Source organism: Salinigranum halophilum, assembly GCF_007004735.1.
Taxonomy (GTDB): Archaea; Halobacteriota; Halobacteria; order Halobacteriales; family Haloferacaceae; genus Salinigranum; species Salinigranum halophilum.
Genome location: NZ_SSNL01000003.1, coordinates 287,913 through 312,182, shown reverse-complemented (window position 1 = coordinate 312,182; position 24,270 = coordinate 287,913). Strand labels below are relative to the sequence as shown.

Sequence of the window (24,270 nt, the reverse complement as noted above, 5' to 3'; positions counted from 1 at the left end):
GACGAGCCAGCGACGTGGCGGAGGGTGCGGCGTGACCGACGCGAGCCAGTCCGAGGCGAACGTCACACCCACCGCCGACGAGTTCGAACCGCTCTCGGTCGACGGCGCGGCCGGCCTCGCCGACCGCATCACCGAGAACGTCGAGCGCGTCATCGTCGGTCAGCACGGCGCAATCGAGCACATCCTCGTCACGCTCCTCGCTCGGGGGCACCTCCTCTTAGAGGACGTCCCCGGCGTGGGGAAGACGATGCTCGCCCGTTCGATCGCCACCTCCATCGACTGTACGTTCAAGCGCGTCCAGTTCACCCCCGACCTCCTCCCCTCCGACGTGACGGGCGTGAACGTGTTCAACCAGAAGAGCCGCGAGTTCGAGTTCCAGCCCGGCCCGGTGTTCGCCAACGTCGTCCTCGGCGACGAGATAAACCGGGCCCCGCCGAAGACGCAAGCCGCACTCCTGGAGGCGATGGAGGAAGACCAGGTGACGGTCGACGGCGACACCCACCGACTCCCCTCGCCGTTCACCGTCATCGCGACGCAGAACGACGTCGAGCCGAACCGGACGTACGAACTGCCGATGGCCGAAATCGACCGCTTCATGAAGAAGCTCCGGCTGGGCTACCCCTCCGAGGCGGACGAGACCGAACTGCTCGGTCGGGTGGCCGGCGACCACCCCATCGAGTCGCTCGAAGCCGTCGCCTCGGTCCCCGAGGTCCAGCGCGCCCGGCGGACGGTGACCACCGTCGACGTGCGCGAACCGGTCCGGTCGTACGTCACGCGGCTGGCGTCGTTCACGCGGGACCACGCCCAGTTGGGCGTCTCACCGCGCGGCGGCATCGCGCTCGTCCGCGCGTCACAGGCGCGGGCGGTGCTGGAGGGTCGCGACTACGTCGTCCCCGACGACGTCCAGACGGAGGTCCGCACGGTGTGGAGCCACCGCATCCGCCCCGGTGGGGGTGACGACGACGGCGCTGCGGTCGTCGAGCGAGCGCTCGACACCGTCCCGGTCGAATGAGGCTGACGCGACGGGGGTGGACGGTCGTGGTCGTCGCCCTCTCGGGGACCCTCATGGCGGCGGCGTTCGGCGCACGTTCGCTCAACGCCGTGGTGTTCCCCTGCCTCGTCGCGCTCGTCGCCGCCGTCGTCCAGGTTCGCCGGACCGGGGAGCCGCGAATCGACAGGGCGCTTCCCGACAACGGCTTCCCCGGCGACGCGGGCACCGTCACTCTGGGGTTCGAGACCGACACTCCGTTCACCGCGACGGTCAGCGACGCGCTCCCGCCGGGGGTCTCGGGTGAGGCGAACGCGGAGACGACCGTCGGGCGCGACCCCGTCTCGTACGAGGTGACGTACCGCCGCCGCGGCGTACACACCCTCGGCCCCGTCTCGTTCGTCGCACGCGACGTCCTCGGTCTCGCCGCCAGGCGCTTTTCCGTGCAGGACACCGACGACGTGCTCGTCTATCCCCGGGTACACGACCTCTCGAACCGCGCGAAGCGCGACCTGCTCGCGCTGCACGACACGGCCGAGAGCAACGACCGCGACGAGTTCGACCGTCTCCGGCAGTACGTCCGCGGCGACTCGCTCCGCGACGTCCACTGGAAGTCGTCGGCCAAACGCGACGACCTCGTCGTCAAGGAGTTCAGCGCCGAGAACCGCTCGCGGACGGTCGTCGTCGCCCTCTCGGCGGACGAGGGCCGCGCCGACGAGATGGCGGAAGCCGGGGCGACTGTCGTCCTCGCCTTCCTGCGGGCGGGCGTCCCCGTGACGCTCGTGACGCCTACCGGCACCCTCGCGGTGGCTCCCGGGGACCGCCGGAAGGCGCTCGACCACCTCGCACGGGTCGGCCACGGCACGGCGACTCCGGAGGAAGACCCGCTCGTCGCGGTGCGCGCGACCCGTCGCGGGACGGTCGTCCGCCTCGGCGACCGCGACGTCCCGTTCGACGACCTGGTGACGGACGCGGACCACTCCGGGTTCCGCGACGCCGCCGACACGTCGACCACATCGCGGGAGGTGACGGCGTGAGCGCCCGTCGGGTGTCGCTGGGGGCGGTGGAGGGGCTCGGCGACCGGACCAGCTTTCGGACGCCGGCGCTCGTCGGCGTCCTCGTCCTGACGCTGTCGTATCTGAGCGTCCTCTCGCGGGTCACGAACGTGGTCGGCGGGAACCGCGTGTTCCTCCTCCTCGTGGTGGGGACGTTCCTCCTGGCGACGGCGCTCGGCCGGTTCCTCCGCATCCGGACGGCCGTCTTCTTCACCGTCGTCCTCCTCGTGGGCGGGACCGTGACCTACTTCCTCGCCATCCCCGCGAGCCAGCTCTCGCTCCTCTCGACGGAGCGACTCCTCTCGGACACCGTCGCGCTCCTCACCGGCCTCTCGGTGCTGCGGCTGACCGCCGCCGACGTGTGGGCGCTCGCAGTCGCGCCCGGCCCCGTCTTCCTCTCGTGGTACCTCGCGATGCGCGAGCGGTACGCCCTGAGCGTCGCCGTCGGTGGGACGACGCTCGGCCTGTTCGTGCTCACGGGCGACGCCGGGACGGCGACCACGCTCGTCGGCGTCCTCGGCGCGGGTGCGGCGGTGGGACTGGGAACGCTCGACGCGTACGGAGGGACCGTCGCGCAGCTCGATACGCTCGTGGCGGTGCTGGCGGCGATGGTCGTCCTCGCAGCCACCCTTTCGGTGGTCCCCGGTGGGGCGGCACAGCCGCTCTTGCCCGACCGCGGCTCGCCGACGGTGGAGGCCAGCCTCGTCAACTCGCCCGAACGGATCGACGTCCTCGGCTCCATCCGCCTGTCGCCGCAGGTCCGCTACACCATCGAAGCCGACGAGCGCCAGTACTGGCAGACCGCGTCGTACGACCGCTACACCGGCGACGGCTGGGTGCGGACGGGCGACACCGAACCCTATCAGGGCGGCCTCGACGGCCCGCCCGGCGCTTCGCGGCGGGTCAGCCAGACCGTGACGGCCGAATCGGCGGTCGCGGCGATGCCGGCGGCGTGGAAGCCGGTCTCCGTCTCCGTCTCGGAGGGGGCCGCCGGGCAGGTCCGCATCACCCAGCAGGGCTTCTTCACGCCCGCGGCGAGCCTCGCACCCGGCGACAGCTACACCGTCGAGAGCCGCGTCCCGCAGTACACCTCCGAACAGCTCCGTCGGGCGGGCACGGACTACCCCGACGCCGTCAGCGAACAGTACCTCCAGCTCCCCGAGAGCACGTCGACGCGGGTGCGCGAACGTGCAGCCGAAATCGCCGGCGGGGAGGACAACGCCTACGACAAGGCCGTCGCCGTCGAGCAGTGGCTCGAAGCGAACAAACGCTACTCGCTGACGGTCGAGCGCCCGGACGGCGACATCGCGGAGTCGTTCCTGTTCGAGATGGACGCCGGCTACTGTACGTACTACGCGACGACGATGGTGACGCTCCTGCGGGCACAGGGCGTCCCCGCGCGGTTCGCCGTCGGCTACACCCCGGGTGAGCAGGTGAGCGACGGCGAGTACGTCGTCCGCGGCCTCGACTCGCACGCGTGGGTCGAGGTGTACTTCCCGGATGTCGGCTGGGTCCGCTTCGACCCGACGCCCGCGACGCCGCGCCAGACCGCCGAGCGGACCCGCCTCACCGAGGCGCGACAGAACGACGAGGCCGGCGTCGACACGAACGATACCGAGCCCGAAGCCGGTGGGACCCCGACCGTCACACCGTTCGAGACGAACGACAGTTCGGTGAACAACACCTCACAGAGCGACGCGGTCCGACGGAACATCGAGGGGAACCCCATCGACGCGAACGCCACGCCCGCAGCGGGACTCGTGGACGGCGGCACGGAGGGCGGTGACACGGACGAGGGGTTCCAGGTGCCGGAGCTCCCCTCGCGGGAGACGCTCGGGCTCGGCCTCGTCGCGTTCGTCGGCCTCGTCGCGGGCGCGCGGCGGGTCGGCCTCACCGCGTGGCTGGTCGCCGAACTCCGCCTGCGGTACCAGCGGTCGACGGGCGATACGGAAGCCGACGTCCGACGGGCGTACGGTCGTCTCGAGCGGCTCCTCGAACGCCAGTATCGCGCGCGCCGTCCGACGGAGACCCCACGCGCGTACATCGGCGCGATACGCCGCGGTCACGGCCTCGACGGTCGGGTCGAACGCGTCGCCGACGTGTACGAGCGCTCACGGTACGGCTCGGGCGTCTCGGCGGCGGAGGCCGAGCGAGCGGTCACACTCGTCGACGACCTGGTCTGGGAGGTGACGCCCGTCGTGGGCGAACTGTTCGCGAGCCGGGACGACGAGCCGGTCGCGTCGGCGACCTGAGCCGAATCGGTCTGTCGAGCGGTGCGTCCTCCCGATACTGTTTTGTATCTCGCTCTCAGAAATCAGGTTGGAATGTCAGAGGTATGCTCGACGTGTGGACTGCCTGAGGAACTCTGCGTCTGTGAGGACGTGGCCCGTGAGTCCCAGGAGATCAATATCCACATCGACGAGCGACGCTACGGAAAAGAGGTAACGGTCATCGAGGGGTTCGACCCGAAGGACGTCGACATGGACAGCCTGTCGTCGGACCTGAAGTCGAAGTTCGCCTGCGGTGGGACCGTCGAGGACGGCTCCATCGAACTCCAGGGGAACCACACCGGGCGCGTGGAGGACTTCCTCCGCGACAAAGGGTTCAACGTCGCATGAACACGGCGTAGCAGTCCGCGTCGAGCCGTTCGTTTCTCGTACAGTGTCGTCGGACCGTCAGAGCCGACGCTGTGGCAAGTAGTGAGTCGAAACCGCCGGAATCACGACGAGACGGAGTCGGTCAGAACGGCGAGTCGGGGCTCGAATCGGCCGTCGCTCGCTCGTCGTCGGTTTCGAGCGGCCCCGCCCAGGCTTCGAGTCCGCCAGCCATGCTCTCGACTCGCGCGTCGTTCGTTCCCTCGAACGAGGTGATGAGCCGGGCCGCCTGGACGCTCGCCTTCCCGTGTGGGCAGACCGTGACGATGTGGTCGGCGTCGGCGAGCGACTCGACCATCTCCGGGAGACGGCCGAACGGGACGTTCTCGCTCCCGGGGATGTGACCGCGAGCGAACGCGCCGGGCGAGCGGATGTCGACGATGCGGGGCGGGTTCTCGGTGTTCAAGAGCGAAGCGACCTCGTCGGTGGAGATCTCGCCGTCCATACCCGGGTAGAGCGGGTACGGGTGGATAAGTCACTCGGCGCTCTGGACGGTGAGGACGGTCGGCCGAAGCAGGGATACCACACCGGCAGAAACGACGGGGAACGGGTCCTCGCGGCTGACGCCACACAGCCACGCTCACTCACCGTCACCACGACCACTCACGCTCACCGGCGGCACACACGACTGACCAGCCGATCACCGAACCGTTCGGAGTCTCGGCGGGCTCTACAGCAGTCCCTCGTCGTGAGCGATGAGGATGCCCTCGACGGTGGCGTCGTTCGTCGGCTGGGCGCGAGCGACGTCGACGGCCTCGTCGAGCGGAATCGCGCGGACCTGGAGGAACTCGTTGTCGTCGAGGTCCTGGTCGGCCGGCGAGAGCCCCTCGGCGAAGACGAAGCCGCGACGATGTCTGAGCATCCCCGTCGTACACCACACCTCCTGCAGGAGACTCGTCGACGACGCCTCGAAGCCGGTCTCCTCGCGGAGTTCGCGCTCGGCCGCGTGGGTGAACGACTCGCCCGCCTCGACGATACCCGCGGGGAGTTCCAGTTGCGTCTCGCGGATGGTGGGCCGGTACTGTTCGACCATGACGAGCCGGTCGTCGGTGACCGCGACGACGACCACCGCGGTCGCCAGTTCGGCCCAGTAGTAACGCTTGGTGGTCCCGTTCGGCTGTTCGACGAGGTCGTACCCGCCCGTGAACCACCCCGTCTCGTACTCGACCGCGGATTCGAGGACCGGCCACTCGGGGTCGGCGAGCGGGTCGTGGCGGCGGCCGTCGTCAGTCATCGGTCGCTCCCGTCCGTGTCGGGCCCGCGCTCGTCGGCACCCCGTTCACCCGCCGCCGAGGCTGCCTCCCCGCGTTCGGCCGCAACGGTATCTGTCGCCGCCGCCCCGTCGAGCCCGTCGAGTTCGACGCGGTAGACCCGACCGAGCGCCTGTCGCCGGAGAATCTCGACGGCGGCGTCACGCTCGTCCTGGTAGCTCGCGGCGACGACTCGCTCGACGAACGGCGCGGGGTGCCAGACGACCCGCTCGACGTTCGGGCTCCCCACCTCGACGACCTCGTACGCGTCGTGGTCGGCACACCACTCGTCGAACTCGGCGCGCGTCCCGCTGTGGACGCGCAGGCGCGACGAGAAGAGCACGTCGCGGGCCGTCGAGACGACGGCTCCCGTGACGCGCTCGCGGTACTCCTCGGGGTCGAACGCCATCGCTCGCGCCGTCTCGCGGACGACCCGCTGTGCGACGGGCCCGGCGGCCTCGAACGCCTCGCGCGCCTCCTCGTGGGTGTCGGGTGCCAGGGTTCCCTCGGTACGCATCGGTCGTACGTGGTGGTGGTGGCGGTTTACCTGTGTCGGACTCCCGAGGGTGGCCACAGCGGTTTTGATGTCGTCAGCGAAACGTTGGGGCGTCCGATGACAGCACTCGCCCTCCACCGCACGGTCACGGAACGACTCCCGGTCGTCTCGGTGGCCCCACCGTCCCCCCTCAGCCCCGCTCACGCCCTCCGCGAGAGCCTCCCCATCGCGGGAGTCGTGCTGCTCTGGACCGTCCTCTCATGGCTCGCGTTCGAACCGTTCGTCTCCTGGGCCGTCCGGACGACCGGGGTGGTCGCGGCGCTGGTCTACGTGGTCGTCCGCGGGGTGCGACTCGGCGAGGAGGCGACGCCGGTCGTCACGGGCGATGCCGCGAGCGTGCTCGGCCAGCAGCTCCGGCTCGTACCCGCGCCCGCGGCGTGGTTCCTGGCCGGCGTCGCCGTTCCCGCGCTCGCGGACCTCTGGTCTCTCGTCGGACTGCCCGGGCTCTTCTCGTCGCCGGCCGACGACCTCGTCCGAGTGTGCGCCCTGGCCGGCGTCGGGACGGCGCTCCTGCTGGTCGTCGCCGGAGCGACTGCAGCGCTCGACGGGCGGTGAGGGCCTACTCGCCGCGCTCGTCGTCCAGCATCTCTCGCGTCAGTTCCCGCGCCTCGTCGACGATCTCGCGCGCCTCGGGGTCGAGGTCCGAGACGTCGATGCCGTCGTCGCCCGAACGACCGTGGCTGTGACCGTGGTCGTGTCCGTGTCCACCCACAGCGCCCTGTAAGTCGGGGTCGTACAGCGTGTCCGCGTTCGTTCCTCCAGCAGTGTCCTCGAACACGACCTCGTACTCGGCCTCCGCCGCGAGTTCCTCCAGTCGCGGGGCGAGGTCGGCCGGTCCCCCCTCGGCCCAGCCGGGGGCGTGTTCGTCGAGCCAGGACTCGTGGTCGTCGCCGTGTGTCAGCGCCTGGAACGCGAGGTGGTTGGCGAGGTGTGTGGTGTCCTGTTGTGGGTCGTCGCAGACCGGACAGGCGTAGCCCATACTCCACAGTTGCGACCGGCGGGCAAAAACGTCCGCGCTCTACTCGGCCGCGGGCTCGTCGGGCGCGTCGTCGCCTCCCGACGCGCCCCACTCCGAGAGGTCGAGGACCATCACGAAGGCGTCCTCGCCGTCGGCATAGTAGCGGGGGATGCGGCGGAGCGGTTCGAACCCCTCGCTTCGGTAGAGGGCGAGCGCCGCGTCGTTCGTCGCCCGTACCTCGAGTTTGACGAGCGCCGCGCCGTCGACGGCGAGCGTCTCGAGCGCCCGACGGAGCAACGTCCGACCGAGCCCCTGCCCGCGAGCGCGCGGGTGGACGGCGAGGTCTTTCACGTGACCGATGTCGCGCCCGTAGTTCGGCGTCGTGTCGCTGACGACGTAGCCGACGATGTCGGGTGACGGTCCGACGTGGGCCACGAGAAAGCCACCCTCGCCGAGGAACGACTCGAACGCCGAGAACGGCCACGGCTGGGGGAACGTCGCGCGTTCGAGCCGAAACACGTCGAGGAGGTCCGCCTGTTCGGCCTGTCGAATCACGACCTCGTCGAGTGCGGAGAGGTGTTCGTCAGAGCCGGGTGCGGGGGACACGTCGTCGGATACGGGAGGGGGCCGCAAAAGGACGACGGCCAGAGACGGGTGGGGGGAAAGAGCGACGGCTCGGTGCGGAGAAAAAACGGAGAACGTGGGCGAGGTGGGTTCAGTCGTCGGCGGGTGCCGCGCCGCCGCCGGACTCGTACTGTTCCTTCGTGAGGCGGAGCTTGCCACCGGCGGCGAGGATACGGCGCTCGCGCTCGGAGGCTTTGAGCGTGGCCGTCGCCTCCCAGTCGTCGTTGACGCGGACCGTGAACTCTTCCTCGCCGGCCTGGACGGCCTCGGCGACGTCCGTCACGACCTCGACGTCGTCACCCTGGTCGATCTGCTGGTAGGTGTCGGCGTCGATGGTCAGGGGCAGGATGCCGAAGTTGAACAGGTTCGCCTTGTGGATGCGGGCGAACGACTGCGCGAGAACGGCCTCGACGCCCAGGTAGAGCGGACACATCGCGGCGTGCTCTCGTGAGGAGCCCTGGCCGTAGTTCTCGCCGGCGACGAGGACGCCGCCGTCGGCGTCCATCGCGCGCTGTGCGAACGTCTCGTCGACGCGCGAGAGCGTGAACTCGGAGAGCTTCTCGATGTTCGAGCGGTACATGAGGATGTCCGACGTCGCCGGGATGATGTGGTCCGTCGTGATGTTGTCCTCCATCTTCAGGAGCACCTCACCGGCGATGTCGGCCTCGAGCGGCTCGCCGATGGGGGCGGAGCCGATGTTCGGGCCCTTGATGAGCTCGTCGTCGATGGCGTCCTCGGGCGTGATGAGGTCCGTCTTCGAGCCGTCGTACTTCTCGGGGAGTTCGATACCCGGTGCCTCGAGGTCGCCGAGTTCGTCGGCGAGGTCGCGCGGGTCGATGATCTCGCCGTGGATGGCCGCGGCAGCGGCGACTTCCGGCGAGCAGAGGTAGACGGAGTCGTCCTCGATACCGGAGCGGCCCTCGAAGTTGCGGTTGAACGTCCGGAGCGAGACGGAGTCGGAGGCGGGGACGTGGCCGATACCGATACACGGCCCACACGTCGCCTCGGAGACGTTGACCCCGGCGGCCATCATCTCGGCGGTCCAGCCCTGGCGGGCGAGCAGTTCGGCGGCCTGCTTCGAGCCCGGGGCGACGATCATCTCGATGTCCTTCTGGACCTCGCGGCCCTTCACCATCTTCGCGGCCGGGAGGACGTCCTCGTAGCCGCCGTTGGTACAGGAGCCGATGATGACCTGCTCGACGTCCGTGCCGGCGACCTCGCGGACGGGCACGACCTTGTCGGGCATCGACGGCTGCGCGATGAGCGGCTCGAGTTCGTCGAGGTCGATGACGATTTCGTCCGCGTATTCGGCGTCCTCGTCGGGCGAGAGCTCGACGAAGTCGTCCTCGCGGCCCTGTCGGGCGAGGTAGTCGCGCGTCTCCTCGTCCGTGCCGAAGATGGACGAGGTGGCACCGAGTTCGGTGCCCATGTTCGTGATGGTCGTCCGCTCGGGGACCGTCAGGGACTCCGCGCCGGGGCCGGTGTACTCGAACACCTTGCCGACGCCGCCCTTGACCGTCTCACGGCGGAGCATCTCGAGGATGATGTCCTTCGCGGTGGACCACTCGGGGAGTTCACCTTCGAGGCGGACGTTCACGACTTCGGGCATCTCCACGTAGTACGCGCCGCCGCCCATGGCGACGGAGATGTCCAGGCCACCGGCACCGATGGCGAGCTGACCCAGTCCGCCGGGCGTCGGCGTGTGCGAGTCCGAGCCGAGGAGGGTCTTGCCGGGCGCGGCGAAGTTCTCCTTGTGGACGTTGTGGCAGATACCGTTACCCGGGCGGGAGAAGTACGCGCCGTACGTCCCGGCCGCGGAGCGGAGGAAGCGGTGGTCGTCCGTGTTCTTGAAGTCGAACTGATACGTCTGGTGGTCACAGTACTGCGCCGCCAGTTCGGTCTGGACCTCGTCGAGGTCGAGGGCCTCGAACTGTAGCCAGACCATCGTCCCAGTCGTGTCCTGTGTCAGCACCTGGTCGATCTCGATCCCGATCTCCTCGCCGGGCTCGAGCTCTCCCTCGACGAGATGGTCGTCGAGGATTTTCTCGGTCAACGTCAGTCCCATAACGTTTGCCCGTCGATGGCGGACGGATATAAATCCTCCCTGTTCTGTGTCAGTCTACCATGTGAAACTCCCTGCAGTCCGGCAATTTTCGCGACGTAATTTACATTGTTTCGCGCCTGAGTAAAGGTCTCCACCACGCACGACTGCCGGACCGTAACGTATATGAACAACCCCGTCTCGCACCGTCATCAGCCTCGCGTATCGACTTCGAAACGGTCTTGCGTCGACTCTCACCACTCCCGCCATGTTCGAAAGCGGTGCGTACGTCGCCGACCACGTCACACCCGTCGACGAGACACAGGTCCAGCCGAACGGCGTCGACCTCACGCTCGCGTCGGTGCTCGAACAGACAGAAACCGGACAGATTTCGACGGACGGCAAACGGATCGGCGAGCGCCGCCCCGTCGAGTTCGAATCCCGTGATGGCGGTGAGTGGGTGTCGCTCACCCCCGGCGGGTACGTCGTCCAGTACGCCGAGACGGTCCACATCCCCGAGGGCCACGTCGGGTTCATCTACCCACGCTCCTCGCTCATGCGCAACTCCTGTATGCTCAACACCGCGGTGTGGGACGCGGGTTACGAGGGAAAGGGAGAGGGACTCCTCCAGGTCCACCACCCCATCGACCTCGAACGCGGCGCGCGAATCGCACAGTTGGTACTCGCCGAGGCGACTCACGAGGGGACGTACGACGGGAGCTATCAGGGCGAGCGGACCGAGTGAGACTCGTCGTCGCTCTGAGGGAGTTCTCTGGACCGACATCTCTCAGGTAAATTAGTCCGGGTTACCATCGTCATCGAAGACGGCGTGGCTATTTAGTTGCAACAGGTGTCTGAGTCACTCGCCCACTGTCTCAAGCCATCTCTCGACAGAGTAATCGGCGGCCCAGTTGATATTCGGTGATTGTTTTTGTGCGGCAGACACTCGTAGACCCATTGAGGTCTCTGGCGCATCTTCAATAGGTACGACGAACGTTTCTCGTCTCTCTGGAGAATAGACGGCGAAGACGTCGATTTTACCATCGTATCCACGCTTACTGATTTTGTTTGTTAATGTTCCGGAGCTTCGAGTCTCGAATTGGACTCGACCGTTTTCTAATCGTCCAGTCTTCACCTGTACCCGGTAGAACGTCCCCGAGATTTCTACGACCAAGTCATAGCGTTCGTTATCACCGGATGGCTGGAGAACTGATAATCCACGACCGACGAACTCGAAGAGGACCGCCGCTTCACTCTGTTGTCCCCGTTGTTTTGGATGTGGGGTGACCATGAACAAGACTCACAGGGTACAACAATAATACAGGTCCCCCTTACGTAAATTCACTCCACGTGTCACACCACAGATGAGTAATACAGACTCCACTATCACCTACTCGTCCCGTCCGTATCCATGTGATTTCACTACCTATCGAGTGCACAGGAATACGGGCTGGGTGGGACTTGAACCACAGTCGCTCCGTTCGCTGTCGCTCACTACGCTTTCTGATTCAATCCCTCAAGCCGTCGCTCTTTGGTTCACTACGTCCGCACAAAGGAGCGGGCCGGGAGGGACTTGAACCCCCGACCGTCTGGTCACTTCCACGGCCACCCGAATCGAACGAGTGACTGTGTTAAAAGCCAGACGCTCTGCCGAACTGAGCTACCGGCCCTCAAACATCGATAACCGTGGCGTGTTAATAAGCGTTTATTGTCGCCCTATGCGCCCGCCGATTCAAATGCGAAGACGAATCCACCGCATCGCATGTCCTGACCCGCTCCGACGGGGCGTGCTGCGGAAGCGCGACCACCCGCCTCGTGTCACTCTCCGGTCGCCCGTTCGCCAGTCACTCCGCGAAGTACGCCGTCAGCGCGTCGGCGAGCACGTCGTCGGGGGAGACGTTCTCCAGCGAGGCACGCCGCCGGAGTTCGAGGTAGAGTTCGGGCGGGAGCCGGGTGGCGAGTTCTCCGAGGACGACGCCGTGTTCGGTGAGCGCCGCCTCGACGGACGTCCCGTTGTTGACGGCGCTCGCGGTTCGGCGTACCTCGCGGACCGTGAGGTCACTGTCGAGCACCGCCCACGCGAGCGCGAAGCGGGCGTCACCGGAGACGCGGGCGATGTGTTTCGCCGCCGTCGGGGCGATGTCGCCGCGGGCGACGTGTCGTCGGATCGCCTGCGGGAGGTCGTGGACGCGGGCCCACTTCCGGATGAACGAGACCGAGACGTCACCGCCGGCCCGTTCGGCCGCGCGCTTGTACGAGCCGACCCCGCGGACGAGCGCGGCGCAGGCCGCCGCGCCGCGGAGCATGTAGACGTTGTCCTCCGCGCCGACCGTGTTCTCCGAGAACGCCCGGACCGTCTCGGCCGCGAGCTGCACGCTCTCGGGGTCGTCGGGGTCGAAGCCGACGGCCTCGCGCGCTCGCTCGCCCGTGACAGACGGATCGGCGCGGACCACCGGTTCGCCGACCGGTTCCTCGCGGTCGGCGGGATGTGTCCACCGACGAGGACCGTCTCCGTCACTCATCTCGTCCGTCGGTTGGTCGCCGATAGCAAAAACACCTCGCTGTACGGTCGACTGAACGCCACAGCATCGGGTCAGTCGGAACCGGCCTGTTCGCGACGCTCGGAGAGGTGCTCCCAGATCTCGGTGCAGCCCGCTCCGGCCTCCACGTCGTCGAGGTGAGCCGTGTCGACGTCGTCGCTCTCGGTCGCGTCGTCGACCACGGCTGCGGGTTCCTCACTCATCGTTCGTCCTCCACGTCGTCGTACAGCTCCGGGGCGACGTCCGCTGGTGCGTGTTGTCGGTAGCGACTCCGCAGATAGTCGGTCATCGATTACACCCATGGAGGCCAGAGAAATAAGGCCGCCTCAGCCAGTAATCGATGCCAGCACTCCCGGCTACCGGAGACTACTGCCTCTATCTTCGACGCCTCGTTCCGACGAAAAATACCGACGTCGTGCGGTTGCTCTCGAACGAGGTGTCACCAGACTCGTCAGGGATTGCGGCGGCCGAGTCGTACTCGGTGGTGCCGCCCCACGTTAGAGTATGAGCGTCGCCCTTCGCATCCTCGACGACGGTGCGTGGATCTCGGTCAACGACGAACGCCGCGTGAGCGTGAGCGAACTCTGGCGGTTCGACGACCCCGGATTCTGCGCCTGCGCCCTTCCCGACCTCGTCGTCGAGAACTTCCAAGAGGTGGGTGTCGACGGACGGACCGTGGGGACGCGCGTCTACGGACAGTGTATCGCGTGCGGCGAGACGGGAGTCACACCGTGGCTTCCCGTCGGACGAATCGTCGAGGGGGCGTACCACGATATCGACCGCGAGAGCGTCCTCTGGCCGGTTCGTGTACCCGGCGCGCACGACCCGCGCACGAGACGGCAATAATTTCTGGTTGCCTGAAGCACCGGGAAGGGTTGACGCCATACAGACGGGCTTACGTGTGGAGTCTGTAGGAGGCGACACGAATGCCGACGGACGTCGAGAACTGGAAGTCGGAGGTCTACGGTAACGAGATACGAGAACACCTCTTCCGCTTCGCGGAGGACGGTTGGGATGCGATCCCCGAGGACGAACACGACGAGTGGTTCGAGCGCTTCAAATGGTGGGGGCTGTACCACCAGCGCAACGGCCAAGAGTCGTACTTCATGATGCGCATCGGGACGCCCAACGGCGTGTTGAAGCCGGGGCAGACCGAGGTCGTCGCCGACATCGCCGAGGAGTACGCCGAGGGGCCCGAGGAGAACCCCATCTTCGGGAACGGCTGGGTCGACTGGACGACACGGCAGTCCATCCAGCTCCACTGGATCAGTCTGGAGGACATCCCGGCGATCTTCGAGAAGCTCGAATCGGTTGGGCTGTCGACCCAGCAGGCCTGCGGTGACTCCTGGCGGAACATCGTCGGCTGTCCCGTCGCCGGGAAAGACAAACACGAGCACGTCGACGCGCTACCCGTCGCCGAGGGGCTCCACGAGACGTACAAGGGGCACGACGAGCACTCGAACCTCCCCCGGAAGTGGAAGGTCGCCGTGACCGGCTGCCGCGAGGGCTGCGGGCAGGGCGACATCAACGACCTCGCGTTCGAGCCGGCGACGAAGGAAATCGACGGCGAAGCCGTGAAGGGCTTCAACGTCAACGTCGGCGGCGGACTCGCACGGAACGAACCGCGCTTCGCCCGCGACCTCGACGTGTTCGTCACGCCCGAGGAGGCGACGACGGTCGGCGGTGCCATCTCGGCGCTGTTCCGAGACTACGGTAACCGTGAGGACCGATACAGCGCCCGGATGAAGTTCCTCGTCGACGAGATGGGCGTCGAGGAGATCCGCGAGACGCTGCAGGCCGAGTACGTCGACTTCGAGCTTCGGACGGCCGGTGAGGACCTCCGCGAGAGCTACTCGTACAACTCGGGCCGTGCTACGGGCGGTCACTCCGACCACGTCGGCGTCCACGAGCAGAACGACGGGGACTACTACGTCGGCCTGAACGTTCTCGTCGGGCGGATGGCGACCGAGGACACGCGTGAGCTCGCCCGTGTCGCCGACGAGTACGGCTCCGGTGAGGTCCGCGTCACCCAGCGACAGAACGTCATCATCACGGACGTCCCCGAGTCCGAACTCGACGCGCTCCTCGAAGAGCCCCTCCTGGAGAACTACTCGCCGGACCCACACCCGTTCATGCGCGGCTCGGTCGCCTGCACGGGCACGGAGTTCTGCTCGCTCTCCATCGTCGAGACCAAGAATCGCCAGGTGCGCTACGCGCGCTGGCTGAAGGACAACGTCGGCCTCCCCGAGGGTGTCGACGACTTCCACATCCACCTCTCCGGCTGTACGGCCTCGTGCGCACAGCCACAGATCGCCGACGTCTCCCTCCGGGGCATGAAGACTCGGAAAGACGGCGAGGCGGTGGAAGCGCTCGACATCGGTCTCGGCGGCGGCCTCGGCGAGAACCCTCGCTTCACCCAGTGGGTCACCCAGCGCGTCCCCGTCGACGAGGTGCCCGGCGCTCTCCGAAACCTGCTCGCGAACTTCGAGACGCATCGGCAGGAGCGCGTCGTTCCAGCGGAACGACGAGAAGGAGACGGCGAAGCCGTCGAGTACGAGACGTTCCGCGACTTCGTCGAGCGCCACGAGGACGACGAGGAGTTCCTCGCCGCGCTCGTCGAACCCGAGGAGACCGACTACGACGACCCGATGATGCACAACACGAAGATGACGTGGTACCCCTACGCCGACGAGGACGACCTGAACGCCTCGCCCGCCCCCACCGACCGCGACGGAAATCCGATCCCTGCTGACGACTGAGCTCTCCCCGACACCACCGCCGCCGCGCGCGATTCCGTCGGCACGTTGACGTTCGTCCCCGACGTTCTCCCTCGTATGTCGTCACCGCTCTCCCGCGAGGCCGCCGTCGACTCGCGCACGCAGGCCGCGGCGCTCGTCGGCACAGGCGTCGGGCTCTGGTTACTCGCGACCCTCGCGTTCCGGCTCGTCGGCCAGTTCCTGCTCCCACCGGACGACAGCAGCCGGGTCGCGATCGTGTTCGTCACGACCGTCCCGGTGATGGCCATGCTGGCGTTCGCCGTCTACTCCCTCCTCGACGTGCCGCCCGACAGGCGACTGACGGCCGCGACGCTCCTCGTCCTCCCCGGGATGGTCCTCGACGCCATCGTCGTCACCACGTTCGAGTGGGTCTTCGCCAACATGTCGCCCGCCGCCGGCTCGACGTTCGGCGGACTCTTGCTCCTCGCGTACGCGTCCGTGCTCCTGACCGGCATCGTCCCGCTGACGTACGTCGGCGGGTCCGACGACGTGACCGAGCAGGCGACAGAGCACACGGACGACGCGACGGGAGACCGAAGCGGCAACGAGCCAGTCGGCGAGAGCTGACCCTGCCCTCGGACGCGACACGCCTTTGTCGGCGCATCACCCAGACGCTCGCATGCCAGACCGACTCCTGAAGATCAACGCGTACACGACATTCGACATGCTCGACGGTTCGGCGCAGGGGCACGACTTCGACGAGGAGGCCTTCGCCGTGCTCAACGTCACCGCCCCTCGAACGGACCCCGACCACGTGACGCTCGAACTCGAACTGGACAACACCCAACTGGAGACGCTTCCTCCCCACGCCGACCGGGTGACGCTCTCGGCGGCCCAGGCGCGTGAACTCGCCGACGAACTCGAGCGCTACGCCGCCACGGTCGACGCCGCCGACGAGTGACGACGTCGCCCGTCGACGCCCCTGCCGCGCCGTGAGCGAACGGTGTCGTCGTGCGATGTGCGAACCCGGACACTGACGAACATTCACATACTTTTCGAGCGAATCGACGAGTACTTCACGTGTAAATGCCTCTATTTAGTTGAGAAACGACAGTGATTCCGATATCTCCCCTCCAGTCTCGTATCGACGTCCAACCGTCCACCGCCCACGCGCCGACACGCACCCGAGTCGCCGCGTGGGGGGTGGACGCGTGAGTCGTCGCGCCGCGTTCCTCTTCGCCGCGACAGCGTTCCTCTTCGGCACCTCGTTCGTCGGCATCGAGGCCGGCCTCGTGTCGCTGCCGCCCGTGCTGTTCGCCGCCCTCCGCGTCGACGTCGCCGCCGTCGTCCTCCTCGTGTACGCGTGGTACAGATACGACGCGTGGCGGCCCCACACCCGTGCCGACGTCCTCGGCGTCGTCGCCAGCGGCCTGCTCGTCATCTTCGTGAACAACGTCTTCCTGTTCGTCGGGCAGACCACGACCTCGGGCAACGCCGGTGCCGTCGTCTACGGGGTAATGCCCGTCGTCGCGCCGGTGTTCGCGTTCTTCTTGCTTCGCGACGAACGGCTCTCTGTGGCCGACGCCGGAGGCCTGCTGCTCGGCCTCGCCGGCGTCGTCGTCATCGTCCAGCCCGACCCGGCGAACCTCATCGGCAGCGTGGGACAGGGCCTCGTCGCCGTGGCAGCCGTCTGTGTCGCGCTCGGGAGCGTCCTCCTCCGTCGCATCCGTCCAACGATGCCGACCCTGGCGCTGACCGGGTGGTCGATGGCAGTGGTCGCTCCCGCGGTCCACGCCGTGAGCCTCGGCCTGGGCGAATCGTCCGCCGTCGCGTGGACGCCCGGCGTCGTGGGCGCGGTCCTCTACGTCGGCGTCCTCGGGACGGCCGCCGCCTACCCCGCGTACTACGCACTCATCGACACCGTGGGCCCCGTTCGGGCGAACCTCACGGCGTACGCGATGCCGGTCGTGGCCGCGCTGACGGGATGGGCAGTCCTGGGTGAGACGGTCGCACCGACGACCGCCCTCGGGTTCGTCGTGGTGTTCGCCGGCTTCGCCGTCGTCCAGCGTCAGGCGCTGGTCACCGCACTGTGCCGCTGGCTCGGTCGCGAGCCCGACGCGCCGGCGCTCACCGGCTCGTTCGAGACCGTCGACGACTGAGACGCCCCCGCTCAGTCCTGCGCACGCTCGCGCCACGCCTGCTGTTGCACCCGCTCTGCGACGTGGGTCTGTCCGTCGGCCAGGTCGGACCGAGCGCGCGCTTCGAACGCAGTGACGTCGGTCAAGAAGCCCGACTCGAACGCCTCGACCACCTCGTACGACCAGCGGTCGCCGACGACGCCCGCCGGCAGGTGGTCGTCCCGGATGGCGTCCGCGTACGCGGTGTGGCCGCTCTCCCGGAGCAGAGGCTCGGCCGCCGCGAAGTGGTCCATCGACCGCCCGATGGCGTGGTGGAACGCGAGGAGGTGTCCGTACGCACGGTGAACACCCTCGACGCCGAGTTGGAGTTCGTGCAGCGCCGTTCGCTCGTCGTCGGTCAGGCCAGTCGGTGTTCGGTCCATATCCACCAGTACGTCACGTGGTACCAAATGTCTCGTGGCCGCCGCGACGTGTCATCGGTTCGTCGGGCCGTGAGCCGTCGCGGCAGTGGCGAGCGCTCCTCAGGCCGACAGCCGTGCGACCTCGTCGTCGGTGAGTTCGAGGGCGGACGCCGCGACGTTCTCTTCGAGGTGTTCGAGGCTCGACGTGCCCGGGATGGGAAGCGTCACCGGCGAGGACGCGAGCAACCACGCGAGCGCGACCTGGTACACCGAGGCGTCGTGTGCGGCAGCGACCTCCTCGAGGAGGTCGCCCTTGGCACCGAGGTCACCCGCGCCGACGGGGAACCACGGGATGAACCCGATGTCGTACGACTCACACGCGTCGAGCACGTCCGCGGCCTCGCGCTCGACGACGCTGTAGCGGTTCTGCACCGTGGCGACGTCCACCATCTCGCGGGCCGTCTCCAGTTGGTCGACGGAGACGTTCGAGAGCCCCACGTGCTTGATGACGCCGTCGTCTTTCAGTTCGGCCAGGGCCTCGACGGACGCCTCGAACGGGACGTCGGGGTCTGGCCGGTGGAACTGGTAGAGGTCGATGCTGTCGACGCCGAGACGGTCACAGCTACAGAGGTGGGCGTTTCGGAGGTAGTCGGGGTCGCCGCACGGGAGCCAGTCGGTGTCGCGGTTGCGCAGGAGGCCACCCTTCGTCGCGACGACGACGTCGTCGTAGGGGTGCAGTGCCTCGCGGAGGAGCCGCTCACTCACGCCCGGGCCGTACGAGTCGGCCGTGTCGATGAAGTCGACGCCGAGGTCGACGGCGTGCTGGAGCACCTGCTTCGCGTGGTCGACGTCGTCGGGCTCGCCGATGATGCCCTCGCCGGTGATCCGCATCGCACCGAAGCCGAGTCGGTGCACGGTGAGGTCGCCGCCGATGTCGAACGTGTCGCTCTGGTTGGTGAGGTCGTTCGTGGTCACAGCCGTGACTCGGCCGCCGCACTGATAGCTGTTGGGCGATGGAGACGAGCCGGTGGCGGCTCGACGCACCCGCGTGCAGCGGGGGGCTGCCCCGAGCACCTTTGGACGTGCCCGACCGACAGGGTGTATGAGCGACCCGACAGACCGGAACGCCGTTCTCGCCGCAACGTTCGAACGAATCGCGTCCGACCTCCGCGACGGCTCCGCGACGGTCTACGGGTACGACGTCGGTCTGGAGCCACGTCCCCGTGAGCGCGGCGGTGTCTCCTACACCGAGGGGTGGCTCTCGTTCGAACTTGTCGGTCCGGCCGAACGGGAGTGACGACCGCTACACTTCGACGACAGCGCCCAGGTCGGGAGCGGTCGCGTCGACTCCGTCGGCCTGTAACTCCGTCGCGAACGCCTCACAGCGGTCGCCGTGAACGACGAACACGGACGCGTCCTCGTACGCGCCGAGGAACGACCGGAGCCCGTCGCGGTCGGCGTGCGCCGAGAAGTCGTACGACTCGACGCGGGCACTGACCGGCATGACGCGGCCGTCGATCTCTGCACGGCCCGTCTCGAGCAGTCGTCGCCCGGGCGTTCCCTCGACCTGGTATCCGGTCAGCGTGATCTTGTTCGTCGGGTTAGCGCGGATGGCAGGGATGTAAGTCATCGCCGGCCCGCCGGAGAGCATCCCGCTCGTCGTGACGATGGCGGCGTTCTGTTCGGCGATGCGGGTTCGCTGGCCGTGGCTCGTGACGAACCGCGCGTGTCCGGCCGCACGGTCGAGCGCGTCCGCGTCGCGGACGAACGCGGGGTGCTGGCGGAGCATCCGCGTCACCTCTTGGCCCATGCCGTCGACGTAGCAGGGGATGTCGTACGCCTCGCAGACGAGGAGGAGCTCCTGTGTCCGCCCGATGGCGAACGCCGGCACGACCACGGTCCCGCCCTCCCACAGCGTCTGCCGGACGCTCTCGACGAATCGCGCTTCGACCTCGCCCCGTGGGTCGTGGTCGACGTCGGCGTAGGTGCTCTCGCAGACGACCGCGTCGGCGTCGGGACGGTCGGTGGAGGCGGAGACGAGTCGCTGGTCGTCGGTGTGGAAGTCGGCCGTGTAGAGGAGTCGGGTCTCGCCATCGTCCACGAGGACGTGCGCGCTCCCGGGGATGTGGCCCGCGTTGTAGAACGTCACCTCGTGGCCAGCGGCCTCGAACGGCTCACCGTACCCGTGGGTGTGTGACATCTCAGTCACACGCTTGACGTCGTTCTCGGTGAAGGGACACCGGTAGCCGCCACCCTGGGTTCCCGAACCGCCCCGTGGCCGGCGGCTCGACGGGCCGTGGAGCTTCAGCGTGTCTCGCGCGAGCGTGAGCGCGAGTTCCTGCGTCGGGGGCGTCCAGTGAATCGCTGGTGGGTCCCGCCCCGAAAGGAGCGACGGAATCAGCCCGACGTGGTCGAGGTGCCCGTGGCTGACGACGACCGCCTCCGGGTCGGGCCGAGAGACCGGGAACTGCGGCGGGTTCCCCGTCAGCATGCCGTAGTCGAGGAGGAGCGAGTCGTTGACGAGGAGCGCGCTCCGCCCGACCTCGCGGACACCGCCGAGGAACTGGAGCTTCATCTGCCCACACTACCGACTCCGACGGTTTCCGTTCGTCGGTTCGCGCTGTCCACAGTTCTCTACGCTGAGAACACACGAGGAGTGAGACGGCACCGCTTCGACCGGCCGACGGTCGTTCTTTTAATTACTGTTTAAGTAGAGTATATCTATCCAGTATCACCAGTGAAAATCGGCGGGGCAGGTTTTAATAGACCAATCGAATATCTGCGGCCAGGCACGGTCGACCGAGAGAGAGCAGCGGACTGAACCGCTGGGCGCGCGCCGTGTGCGTCGATGGGACTCCCTGTTCGGTCAGAACGTGCAGAGAACGACAATGAACTTCAAGCAACTCTTCACGGAAGACCGCGCTGTCAGCCCGGTCATCGGCGTCATCCTCATGGTGGCGATTACGGTGATCCTCGCGGCCGTCATCGGGACGTTCGTGCTGGGCCTGGGCGATCAGGTCTCCGAGAGCGCACCGCAGGCACAGTTTACGTTTGATTACAGTGACGGGACCACTGACAGCATCGAAATCACGCACGACGGTGGCGACGCCATCGAAGCTGCGGACCTGAACGTTTCCATTTCAGGGGCATCTGGCAGTGGCAGTCCGAACGCTCAGTTCCTCTGGACCACTGTCGGCTCTTCTGGCACTGTGTCCGCAGGCTCATCTGGAACGATTGATGACACTACGGTAAACGGTGGCAGCGGGGACCTTGATCTGAGCTCTGCTACGGTCAGAATCATCTGGTCGTCGTCGAACAGCGACAAGACCGCCACTATCGGTCAGTTCGAGGCATAAACTGAAATGAATTTCAAGCAACTCTTCACGGAAGACCGTGCAGTCAGCCCGGTCATCGGCGTCATCCTCATGGTGGCGATTACGGTGATCCTCGCGGCCGTCATCGGGACGTTCGTTCTTGGACTAGGTGATCAGGTCTCCGAGACCGCACCACAGGCACAGTTCACCTTCGACTATGACAGCAGCGCGTACGATCTGACGGCCACGCACGACGGTGGTGACCCTATCGAGGCGAATAATCTCGTCGCGGTCGGGGACATCAACAGCAGTCAGGCGGCTTCCGAAGTCGAGGACGACGGGACTGTCAACGTTGCGATGTCCGCAGGGACCTCGGTCGTGATTGAAACCAACGCGGTTTCGGACCCTACTGTCCGTCTGACTTGGCAGTCGGCGAACAGTGACAAGACGGCAACTATCGCCCGTTTCGGGTAGTCCCCTGAACGCGCGGTTTTATCATAATTACTGCACGGCCGACGCCGTCGCAGTCCTTTAATTCCTCTTATTGACCTGACGACGGAGCAACAGCACTCACTCCTCTTTCTCGTACCGCCGCACCTGAAACGCCGCGTACCCCCCATACGCCACTTCCAGCGCCCCCATCCACCAGTTCCACCGGTTCGCCACGCGTTCGTCGGGCGCGTCCGCCAGATTCCGCACGACTTCGTCCACCGTCAGCGCCACCCCGCGGTCGCGCGTCACCTGACCGGAGTCGGCCAGGTCCATCGCCTGCCGGACGACCACGCGACGCTCGGCGTCGGTCCCCGCGAACGCCTCTCTGAGCGCGCGGTCGAGTTCGGACTCGTCCATGTGCGACCCAGGCGGCGACGGCACTTCACGGTTTGTCGCGGACGACGTTCACCGCTCGCGCTTCAACAGCATCGACTCGGCGGGGACCGGTTCGAAGCCGAGGCGACCGTAGAAGTCGGCGAGGTCCGGCCGACACTCCAGCACGAGCTGCTCGACGTCGGTAAGGCCGGGGTGTGCACAGAGTTCTTCGACGAGTCTCGACCCGAGGCCTCGTCCCCGGTAGGGCACGCCGACGACGACGTCCTCGATGAAGGCGCGATACTGGTAGTCGGTGAGCGCGCGGGCGAAGCCGACCACCTCCGCCCCTTGAGTCCGGCCGCTGACGACGTCGCGGACGAGACAGACGACGACGTCGGTGTGGTCGAGCATCCGGCGGACGCCCTCGGCGTCACGGTCGGCGGCCCAGCCCGTCGAGCGGAGGAGCCGAACCACGTCGGCGAGGCCACTCTCGGGAACCTCGTAGGCGACGTCGACGTCGATGTCGCGTGTCATGGACGCCTCGTAGCACGGCGCACGTATCAAACGTGCGCCGACGCTCTCAGGGGCGAGAATCGAGCGGACAGGGGAAGGGGAGACGACCGGCGAGCGTCGGCTGGACTGCGACGCTCAGTTGCTGGGCGTGGTCGCTTCGGCTTCGGCGTCGGCGTCCGTGTCGGCGTCGGTCGAATCGTCGGAATCGCCGTCGGTCGAGTCGTCGGTCGCGTCCGTCGTCGCCGAGAGCGCCTTGCCGAGGCCGTCGACGGGGCGGTCGGGGTTACCGATATCGCCGAGACCGAGCTTGTACTCGCGCTCATCGACGCCGTCACGCAGGCTGGTCCGGCCGCGGTGGACCGTCACGGCGTCGTCGAGGTGGAGTTTGACCGCTTCGAGGAGCGCCTCGGCCTCCAGCGGCTGTCCTCGAGTCTTGAGTTCATCCAACGAGGCGTCGTCGGGGACGTCGAAGGCCCGCTGGGTGATGACCGGCCCCTGGTCGAGGTCCGTCGTGACGTAGTGAGCCGTGACGCCGGCGATGCGGACGCCCTCCTCTTTCGCCTGGCGGTAGGCGGCCGCGCCGGGGAACGACGGGAGTAGGGAGGGGTGGATGTTGATGATGCGGTCCTCGTATCGGAACACCACGTTCGGCGAGAGGATGCGCATGTACCGGGCGAGGACGACGAGGTCGACGTCGTACTCCTCGAGGAGGTCGATGAGTTCGTCCTCGTCGGGCGACCCCTTCTCGTCGCCGACGTCGTAGAAGGGGACGTCGTACCGCTCGGCGAGCGGCTGGAGGTCGTCGTGGTTCGCGATGACGACCGATATCTCGGCGTCGAGTTCGTCGTTCGCCCACGCGCCGAACAGCGCTTCGAGGCAGTGTGACTCCTGTGTCGCCAGCACCGCGATGCGCTTCGTCTCGCGGTCGGCCGGGAACCGAACCTGGACGTCGACGTCCATCTCCGCACCCAGGTCGGCGAGCGCCTCGCGCAGGGTGTCTTTCGTACAGACCATCCCCGCGGTGTCGGCGTGCAGCGTCATCCGGAAGATGCCGTCGCGGACCGCCTGGTCGATGTCCTCGATGTTGATTCCGCGCTCGAACAGCAGGGTGGTGAACTTCGCGACGATTCCGGTCTTGTCGTCTCCGATGACCGTAATCTGGGTGTACTCGCGTGTCATACCGTCACCTCCGGCTGTTCAAGGCCGTGCATACACGCGAGGTGTCGGTGCGGGCGTAAACGCTTTCCGTTTTCTCCGAAAGGATTGCTTCGGAAGCGAGTAAGTCGTGTCCGCGGGACGCGCGCGTCGGACGCGCCGACCACAACGCGGCCGAGACACGCCTGCCGCGACGAGGCTCGGACGCAGTGAGGCGTCGCCGACCGCGGTGGTATACGCATGTATGTATATCACACCGACTCCAAAACGGCTTTTGCTCATGACCACGCACCCTCGGACGATGACTGCCTACACCGCGACGGTCACCGTCCGCCTCAAGCGCGGCGTGCTCGACCCCGAGGCGGAGACGACGAAGCGAGCCCTCGAACGCCTGGGGTTCGAACTGGAGGCGTTGCGCTCTGCGAACAGGTTCGAGATCGACCTCGACGCCGAGTCGAGCGACGCCGCCGCAGACCGCGCCGACGAGATGGCGGAGCGACTCCTCGCGAACCCGACCATCCACGACTACGACGTGGAGGTCACGACGGCGGAATGACTG

30 protein-coding genes and 1 tRNA gene are annotated in these 24,270 nt (G+C 67.2%); 15 read left to right on the top strand and 16 right to left on the bottom strand.

Annotated features, from left to right (window positions below):
• Positions 1-31: 31 nt before the first annotated feature.
• From E6N53_RS06160 to yciH, 4 genes are all read left to right on the top strand, one after another.
• Positions 32-1,012, top strand: a complete 981-nt coding sequence (locus E6N53_RS06160; protein ID WP_142857749.1) for an AAA family ATPase — start codon at positions 32-34, stop codon at positions 1,010-1,012.
• Entirely contained in the window at positions 1,009-2,025 is a 1,017-nt protein-coding gene (locus E6N53_RS06155) for a DUF58 domain-containing protein (RefSeq protein WP_142857747.1), read from the top strand. Before E6N53_RS06160 ends, E6N53_RS06155 begins: the two co-directional genes overlap by 4 nt.
• Positions 2,022-4,295, top strand: coding sequence for a transglutaminase TgpA family protein (locus tag E6N53_RS06150; protein ID WP_142857745.1), 2,274 nt, complete (start codon positions 2,022-2,024; stop codon positions 4,293-4,295). Before E6N53_RS06155 ends, E6N53_RS06150 begins: the two co-directional genes overlap by 4 nt.
• 72 nt (positions 4,296-4,367) lie before the next feature.
• Positions 4,368-4,661, top strand: a complete 294-nt coding sequence (gene yciH / locus E6N53_RS06145; protein ID WP_103427006.1) for a stress response translation initiation inhibitor YciH — start codon at positions 4,368-4,370, stop codon at positions 4,659-4,661.
• 121 nt (positions 4,662-4,782) lie between these two features.
• On the opposite strand, the gene E6N53_RS06140 is transcribed toward yciH, so the two are convergent.
• From E6N53_RS06140 to E6N53_RS06130, 3 genes are all read right to left on the bottom strand, one after another.
• A complete protein-coding gene (locus E6N53_RS06140) occupies positions 4,783-5,142 on the bottom strand; it encodes a rhodanese-like domain-containing protein (RefSeq protein ID WP_142857743.1) in 360 nt (119 codons plus the stop codon).
• A gap of 225 nt (positions 5,143-5,367) precedes the next feature.
• Entirely contained in the window at positions 5,368-5,931 is a 564-nt protein-coding gene (locus tag E6N53_RS06135; protein ID WP_142857741.1) for an NUDIX hydrolase, read from the bottom strand.
• On the bottom strand, positions 5,928-6,464 hold the full coding sequence (locus E6N53_RS06130) for a DUF5809 family protein (RefSeq protein WP_142857739.1): 537 nt from the start codon (positions 6,462-6,464) through the stop codon (positions 5,928-5,930). The genes E6N53_RS06135 and E6N53_RS06130 overlap by 4 nt, the downstream gene beginning before the upstream one ends.
• A 96-nt stretch (positions 6,465-6,560) precedes the next feature.
• Between E6N53_RS06130 and E6N53_RS06125 the strand changes: the two genes are divergently transcribed.
• On the top strand, positions 6,561-7,058 hold the full coding sequence (locus E6N53_RS06125) for a hypothetical protein (protein ID WP_142857737.1): 498 nt from the start codon (positions 6,561-6,563) through the stop codon (positions 7,056-7,058).
• A 4-nt stretch (positions 7,059-7,062) separates the two neighbouring features.
• Here the strand turns inward: E6N53_RS06125 and E6N53_RS06120 are convergent, their stop codons facing one another.
• The 3 genes from E6N53_RS06120 to E6N53_RS06110 form a co-directional block, all read right to left on the bottom strand.
• Positions 7,063-7,482, bottom strand: a complete 420-nt coding sequence (locus tag E6N53_RS06120; protein ID WP_142857735.1) for a DUF5810 domain-containing protein — start codon at positions 7,480-7,482, stop codon at positions 7,063-7,065.
• A gap of 39 nt (positions 7,483-7,521) precedes the next feature.
• Positions 7,522-8,067: a ribosomal protein S18-alanine N-acetyltransferase gene (gene rimI / locus E6N53_RS06115; RefSeq protein ID WP_142857733.1), complete on the bottom strand. Its 546-nt coding sequence runs from the start codon at positions 8,065-8,067 to the stop codon at positions 7,522-7,524.
• A 109-nt stretch (positions 8,068-8,176) separates the two neighbouring features.
• A complete protein-coding gene (locus tag E6N53_RS06110; protein ID WP_142857731.1) occupies positions 8,177-10,150 on the bottom strand; it encodes an aconitate hydratase in 1,974 nt (657 codons plus the stop codon).
• Between the two features lie 244 nt (positions 10,151-10,394).
• Between E6N53_RS06110 and E6N53_RS06105 the strand changes: the two genes are divergently transcribed.
• Positions 10,395-10,871: a deoxyuridine 5'-triphosphate nucleotidohydrolase gene (locus E6N53_RS06105; RefSeq protein ID WP_142857728.1), complete on the top strand. Its 477-nt coding sequence runs from the start codon at positions 10,395-10,397 to the stop codon at positions 10,869-10,871.
• A 114-nt stretch (positions 10,872-10,985) separates the two neighbouring features.
• Here E6N53_RS06105 and E6N53_RS06100 read toward each other — a convergent pair whose 3' ends face one another.
• From E6N53_RS06100 to E6N53_RS20980, 4 genes are all read right to left on the bottom strand, one after another.
• A complete protein-coding gene (locus E6N53_RS06100) occupies positions 10,986-11,417 on the bottom strand; it encodes a group I intron-associated PD-(D/E)XK endonuclease (protein WP_142857726.1) in 432 nt (143 codons plus the stop codon).
• Between the two features lie 267 nt (positions 11,418-11,684).
• Positions 11,685-11,796 (bottom strand) — tRNA-Lys (locus E6N53_RS06095).
• Between the two features lie 174 nt (positions 11,797-11,970).
• On the bottom strand, positions 11,971-12,648 hold the full coding sequence (locus E6N53_RS06090; RefSeq protein ID WP_136589672.1) for a DUF7119 family protein: 678 nt from the start codon (positions 12,646-12,648) through the stop codon (positions 11,971-11,973).
• Between the two features lie 71 nt (positions 12,649-12,719).
• Positions 12,720-12,869, bottom strand: coding sequence for a hypothetical protein (locus tag E6N53_RS20980; RefSeq protein WP_201741086.1), 150 nt, complete (start codon positions 12,867-12,869; stop codon positions 12,720-12,722).
• Positions 12,870-13,170: 301 nt separating this feature from the next.
• On the opposite strand from E6N53_RS20980, the gene E6N53_RS06085 reads away from it, so the two are divergent.
• From E6N53_RS06085 to E6N53_RS06065, 5 genes are all read left to right on the top strand, one after another.
• Positions 13,171-13,512, top strand: coding sequence for a DUF8134 family protein (locus tag E6N53_RS06085; protein WP_142857724.1), 342 nt, complete (start codon positions 13,171-13,173; stop codon positions 13,510-13,512).
• An 80-nt stretch (positions 13,513-13,592) separates the two neighbouring features.
• Positions 13,593-15,425 carry a nitrite/sulfite reductase gene (locus E6N53_RS06080; protein ID WP_142857722.1) on the top strand — a complete coding sequence of 611 codons (1,833 nt, stop codon included), beginning with the start codon at positions 13,593-13,595 and terminating at the stop codon, positions 15,423-15,425.
• Between the two features lie 75 nt (positions 15,426-15,500).
• The gene (locus E6N53_RS06075; RefSeq protein WP_136589675.1) at positions 15,501-16,010 is read left to right on the top strand and encodes a DUF5367 family protein; all 510 of its coding nucleotides are present in this window, start codon (positions 15,501-15,503) and stop codon (positions 16,008-16,010) included.
• A 52-nt stretch (positions 16,011-16,062) separates the two neighbouring features.
• On the top strand, positions 16,063-16,344 hold the full coding sequence (locus E6N53_RS06070) for a DUF6360 family protein (protein WP_136589676.1): 282 nt from the start codon (positions 16,063-16,065) through the stop codon (positions 16,342-16,344).
• A gap of 250 nt (positions 16,345-16,594) precedes the next feature.
• On the top strand, positions 16,595-17,542 hold the full coding sequence (locus E6N53_RS06065; RefSeq protein ID WP_142857720.1) for a DMT family transporter: 948 nt from the start codon (positions 16,595-16,597) through the stop codon (positions 17,540-17,542).
• 11 nt (positions 17,543-17,553) lie between these two features.
• Here the strand turns inward: E6N53_RS06065 and E6N53_RS06060 are convergent, their stop codons facing one another.
• Both E6N53_RS06060 and E6N53_RS06055 read right to left on the bottom strand, forming a co-directional pair.
• A complete protein-coding gene (locus E6N53_RS06060; RefSeq protein WP_142857718.1) occupies positions 17,554-17,943 on the bottom strand; it encodes a hypothetical protein in 390 nt (129 codons plus the stop codon).
• A 99-nt stretch (positions 17,944-18,042) separates the two neighbouring features.
• Positions 18,043-18,897, bottom strand: a complete 855-nt coding sequence (locus E6N53_RS06055; protein WP_236642311.1) for an aldo/keto reductase — start codon at positions 18,895-18,897, stop codon at positions 18,043-18,045.
• A gap of 127 nt (positions 18,898-19,024) precedes the next feature.
• Between E6N53_RS06055 and E6N53_RS06050 the strand changes: the two genes are divergently transcribed.
• The gene (locus tag E6N53_RS06050) at positions 19,025-19,219 is read left to right on the top strand and encodes a hypothetical protein (protein WP_142857716.1); all 195 of its coding nucleotides are present in this window, start codon (positions 19,025-19,027) and stop codon (positions 19,217-19,219) included.
• 6 nt (positions 19,220-19,225) lie between these two features.
• Here the strand turns inward: E6N53_RS06050 and E6N53_RS06045 are convergent, their stop codons facing one another.
• Positions 19,226-20,497 (bottom strand): MBL fold metallo-hydrolase, encoded by a 1,272-nt coding sequence (locus E6N53_RS06045; protein ID WP_142857713.1) that lies wholly within the window; start codon positions 20,495-20,497, stop codon positions 19,226-19,228.
• A 313-nt stretch (positions 20,498-20,810) separates the two neighbouring features.
• Here E6N53_RS06045 and E6N53_RS06040 point away from each other — a divergent pair, with 313 nt between their 5' ends.
• Together E6N53_RS06040 and E6N53_RS06035 are read left to right on the top strand one after the other, a co-directional pair.
• Positions 20,811-21,278, top strand: a complete 468-nt coding sequence (locus E6N53_RS06040; protein WP_142857711.1) for a type IV pilin domain-containing protein — start codon at positions 20,811-20,813, stop codon at positions 21,276-21,278.
• 6 nt (positions 21,279-21,284) lie between these two features.
• On the top strand, positions 21,285-21,710 hold the full coding sequence (locus E6N53_RS06035) for a type IV pilin domain-containing protein (protein WP_142857709.1): 426 nt from the start codon (positions 21,285-21,287) through the stop codon (positions 21,708-21,710).
• A gap of 96 nt (positions 21,711-21,806) precedes the next feature.
• Here E6N53_RS06035 and E6N53_RS06030 read toward each other — a convergent pair whose 3' ends face one another.
• The 3 genes from E6N53_RS06030 to E6N53_RS06020 form a co-directional block, all read right to left on the bottom strand.
• Positions 21,807-22,085 (bottom strand): WNWW family protein, encoded by a 279-nt coding sequence (locus E6N53_RS06030; RefSeq protein WP_142857707.1) that lies wholly within the window; start codon positions 22,083-22,085, stop codon positions 21,807-21,809.
• Between the two features lie 48 nt (positions 22,086-22,133).
• Positions 22,134-22,577 carry a GNAT family N-acetyltransferase gene (locus tag E6N53_RS06025; protein ID WP_142857705.1) on the bottom strand — a complete coding sequence of 148 codons (444 nt, stop codon included), beginning with the start codon at positions 22,575-22,577 and terminating at the stop codon, positions 22,134-22,136.
• 114 nt (positions 22,578-22,691) lie between these two features.
• Positions 22,692-23,735: a formyltetrahydrofolate deformylase gene (locus tag E6N53_RS06020; RefSeq protein ID WP_142857703.1), complete on the bottom strand. Its 1,044-nt coding sequence runs from the start codon at positions 23,733-23,735 to the stop codon at positions 22,692-22,694.
• A 277-nt stretch (positions 23,736-24,012) separates the two neighbouring features.
• On the opposite strand from E6N53_RS06020, the gene purS reads away from it, so the two are divergent.
• Positions 24,013-24,267 carry a phosphoribosylformylglycinamidine synthase subunit PurS gene (gene purS / locus E6N53_RS06015; protein WP_136601281.1) on the top strand — a complete coding sequence of 85 codons (255 nt, stop codon included), beginning with the start codon at positions 24,013-24,015 and terminating at the stop codon, positions 24,265-24,267.
• The last annotated feature ends 3 nt before the right edge of the window (positions 24,268-24,270 follow it).

Excerpts from the sequence above, each read along its gene's own strand:
- E6N53_RS06155 (WP_142857747.1), top strand. The coding sequence starts at position 1,009 with ATGAGGCTGACGCGACGGGGGTGGACGGTCGTGGTCGTCGCCCTCTCG.
- yciH (WP_103427006.1), top strand. The coding sequence starts at position 4,368 with ATGTCAGAGGTATGCTCGACGTGTGGACTGCCTGAGGAACTCTGCGTC.
- E6N53_RS06140 (WP_142857743.1), bottom strand. The coding sequence starts at position 5,142 with ATGGACGGCGAGATCTCCACCGACGAGGTCGCTTCGCTCTTGAACACC.
- E6N53_RS06135 (WP_142857741.1), bottom strand. The coding sequence starts at position 5,931 with ATGACTGACGACGGCCGCCGCCACGACCCGCTCGCCGACCCCGAGTGG.
- E6N53_RS06130 (WP_142857739.1), bottom strand. The coding sequence starts at position 6,464 with ATGCGTACCGAGGGAACCCTGGCACCCGACACCCACGAGGAGGCGCGC.
- E6N53_RS06125 (WP_142857737.1), top strand. The coding sequence starts at position 6,561 with ATGACAGCACTCGCCCTCCACCGCACGGTCACGGAACGACTCCCGGTC.
- E6N53_RS06120 (WP_142857735.1), bottom strand. The coding sequence starts at position 7,482 with ATGGGCTACGCCTGTCCGGTCTGCGACGACCCACAACAGGACACCACA.
- E6N53_RS06110 (WP_142857731.1), bottom strand. The coding sequence starts at position 10,150 with ATGGGACTGACGTTGACCGAGAAAATCCTCGACGACCATCTCGTCGAG.
- E6N53_RS06105 (WP_142857728.1), top strand. The coding sequence starts at position 10,395 with ATGTTCGAAAGCGGTGCGTACGTCGCCGACCACGTCACACCCGTCGAC.
- E6N53_RS06100 (WP_142857726.1), bottom strand. The coding sequence starts at position 11,417 with ATGGTCACCCCACATCCAAAACAACGGGGACAACAGAGTGAAGCGGCG.
- E6N53_RS06090 (WP_136589672.1), bottom strand. The coding sequence starts at position 12,648 with ATGAGTGACGGAGACGGTCCTCGTCGGTGGACACATCCCGCCGACCGC.
- E6N53_RS20980 (WP_201741086.1), bottom strand. The coding sequence starts at position 12,869 with ATGAGTGAGGAACCCGCAGCCGTGGTCGACGACGCGACCGAGAGCGAC.
- E6N53_RS06085 (WP_142857724.1), top strand. The coding sequence starts at position 13,171 with ATGAGCGTCGCCCTTCGCATCCTCGACGACGGTGCGTGGATCTCGGTC.
- E6N53_RS06080 (WP_142857722.1), top strand. The coding sequence starts at position 13,593 with ATGCCGACGGACGTCGAGAACTGGAAGTCGGAGGTCTACGGTAACGAG.
- E6N53_RS06075 (WP_136589675.1), top strand. The coding sequence starts at position 15,501 with ATGTCGTCACCGCTCTCCCGCGAGGCCGCCGTCGACTCGCGCACGCAG.
- E6N53_RS06070 (WP_136589676.1), top strand. The coding sequence starts at position 16,063 with ATGCCAGACCGACTCCTGAAGATCAACGCGTACACGACATTCGACATG.
- E6N53_RS06060 (WP_142857718.1), bottom strand. The coding sequence starts at position 17,943 with ATGGACCGAACACCGACTGGCCTGACCGACGACGAGCGAACGGCGCTG.
- E6N53_RS06050 (WP_142857716.1), top strand. The coding sequence starts at position 19,025 with ATGAGCGACCCGACAGACCGGAACGCCGTTCTCGCCGCAACGTTCGAA.
- E6N53_RS06045 (WP_142857713.1), bottom strand. The coding sequence starts at position 20,497 with ATGAAGCTCCAGTTCCTCGGCGGTGTCCGCGAGGTCGGGCGGAGCGCG.
- E6N53_RS06040 (WP_142857711.1), top strand. The coding sequence starts at position 20,811 with ATGAACTTCAAGCAACTCTTCACGGAAGACCGCGCTGTCAGCCCGGTC.
- E6N53_RS06035 (WP_142857709.1), top strand. The coding sequence starts at position 21,285 with ATGAATTTCAAGCAACTCTTCACGGAAGACCGTGCAGTCAGCCCGGTC.
- E6N53_RS06030 (WP_142857707.1), bottom strand. The coding sequence starts at position 22,085 with ATGGACGAGTCCGAACTCGACCGCGCGCTCAGAGAGGCGTTCGCGGGG.
- E6N53_RS06025 (WP_142857705.1), bottom strand. The coding sequence starts at position 22,577 with ATGACACGCGACATCGACGTCGACGTCGCCTACGAGGTTCCCGAGAGT.
- E6N53_RS06020 (WP_142857703.1), bottom strand. The coding sequence starts at position 23,735 with ATGACACGCGAGTACACCCAGATTACGGTCATCGGAGACGACAAGACC.
- purS (WP_136601281.1), top strand. The coding sequence starts at position 24,013 with ATGACTGCCTACACCGCGACGGTCACCGTCCGCCTCAAGCGCGGCGTG.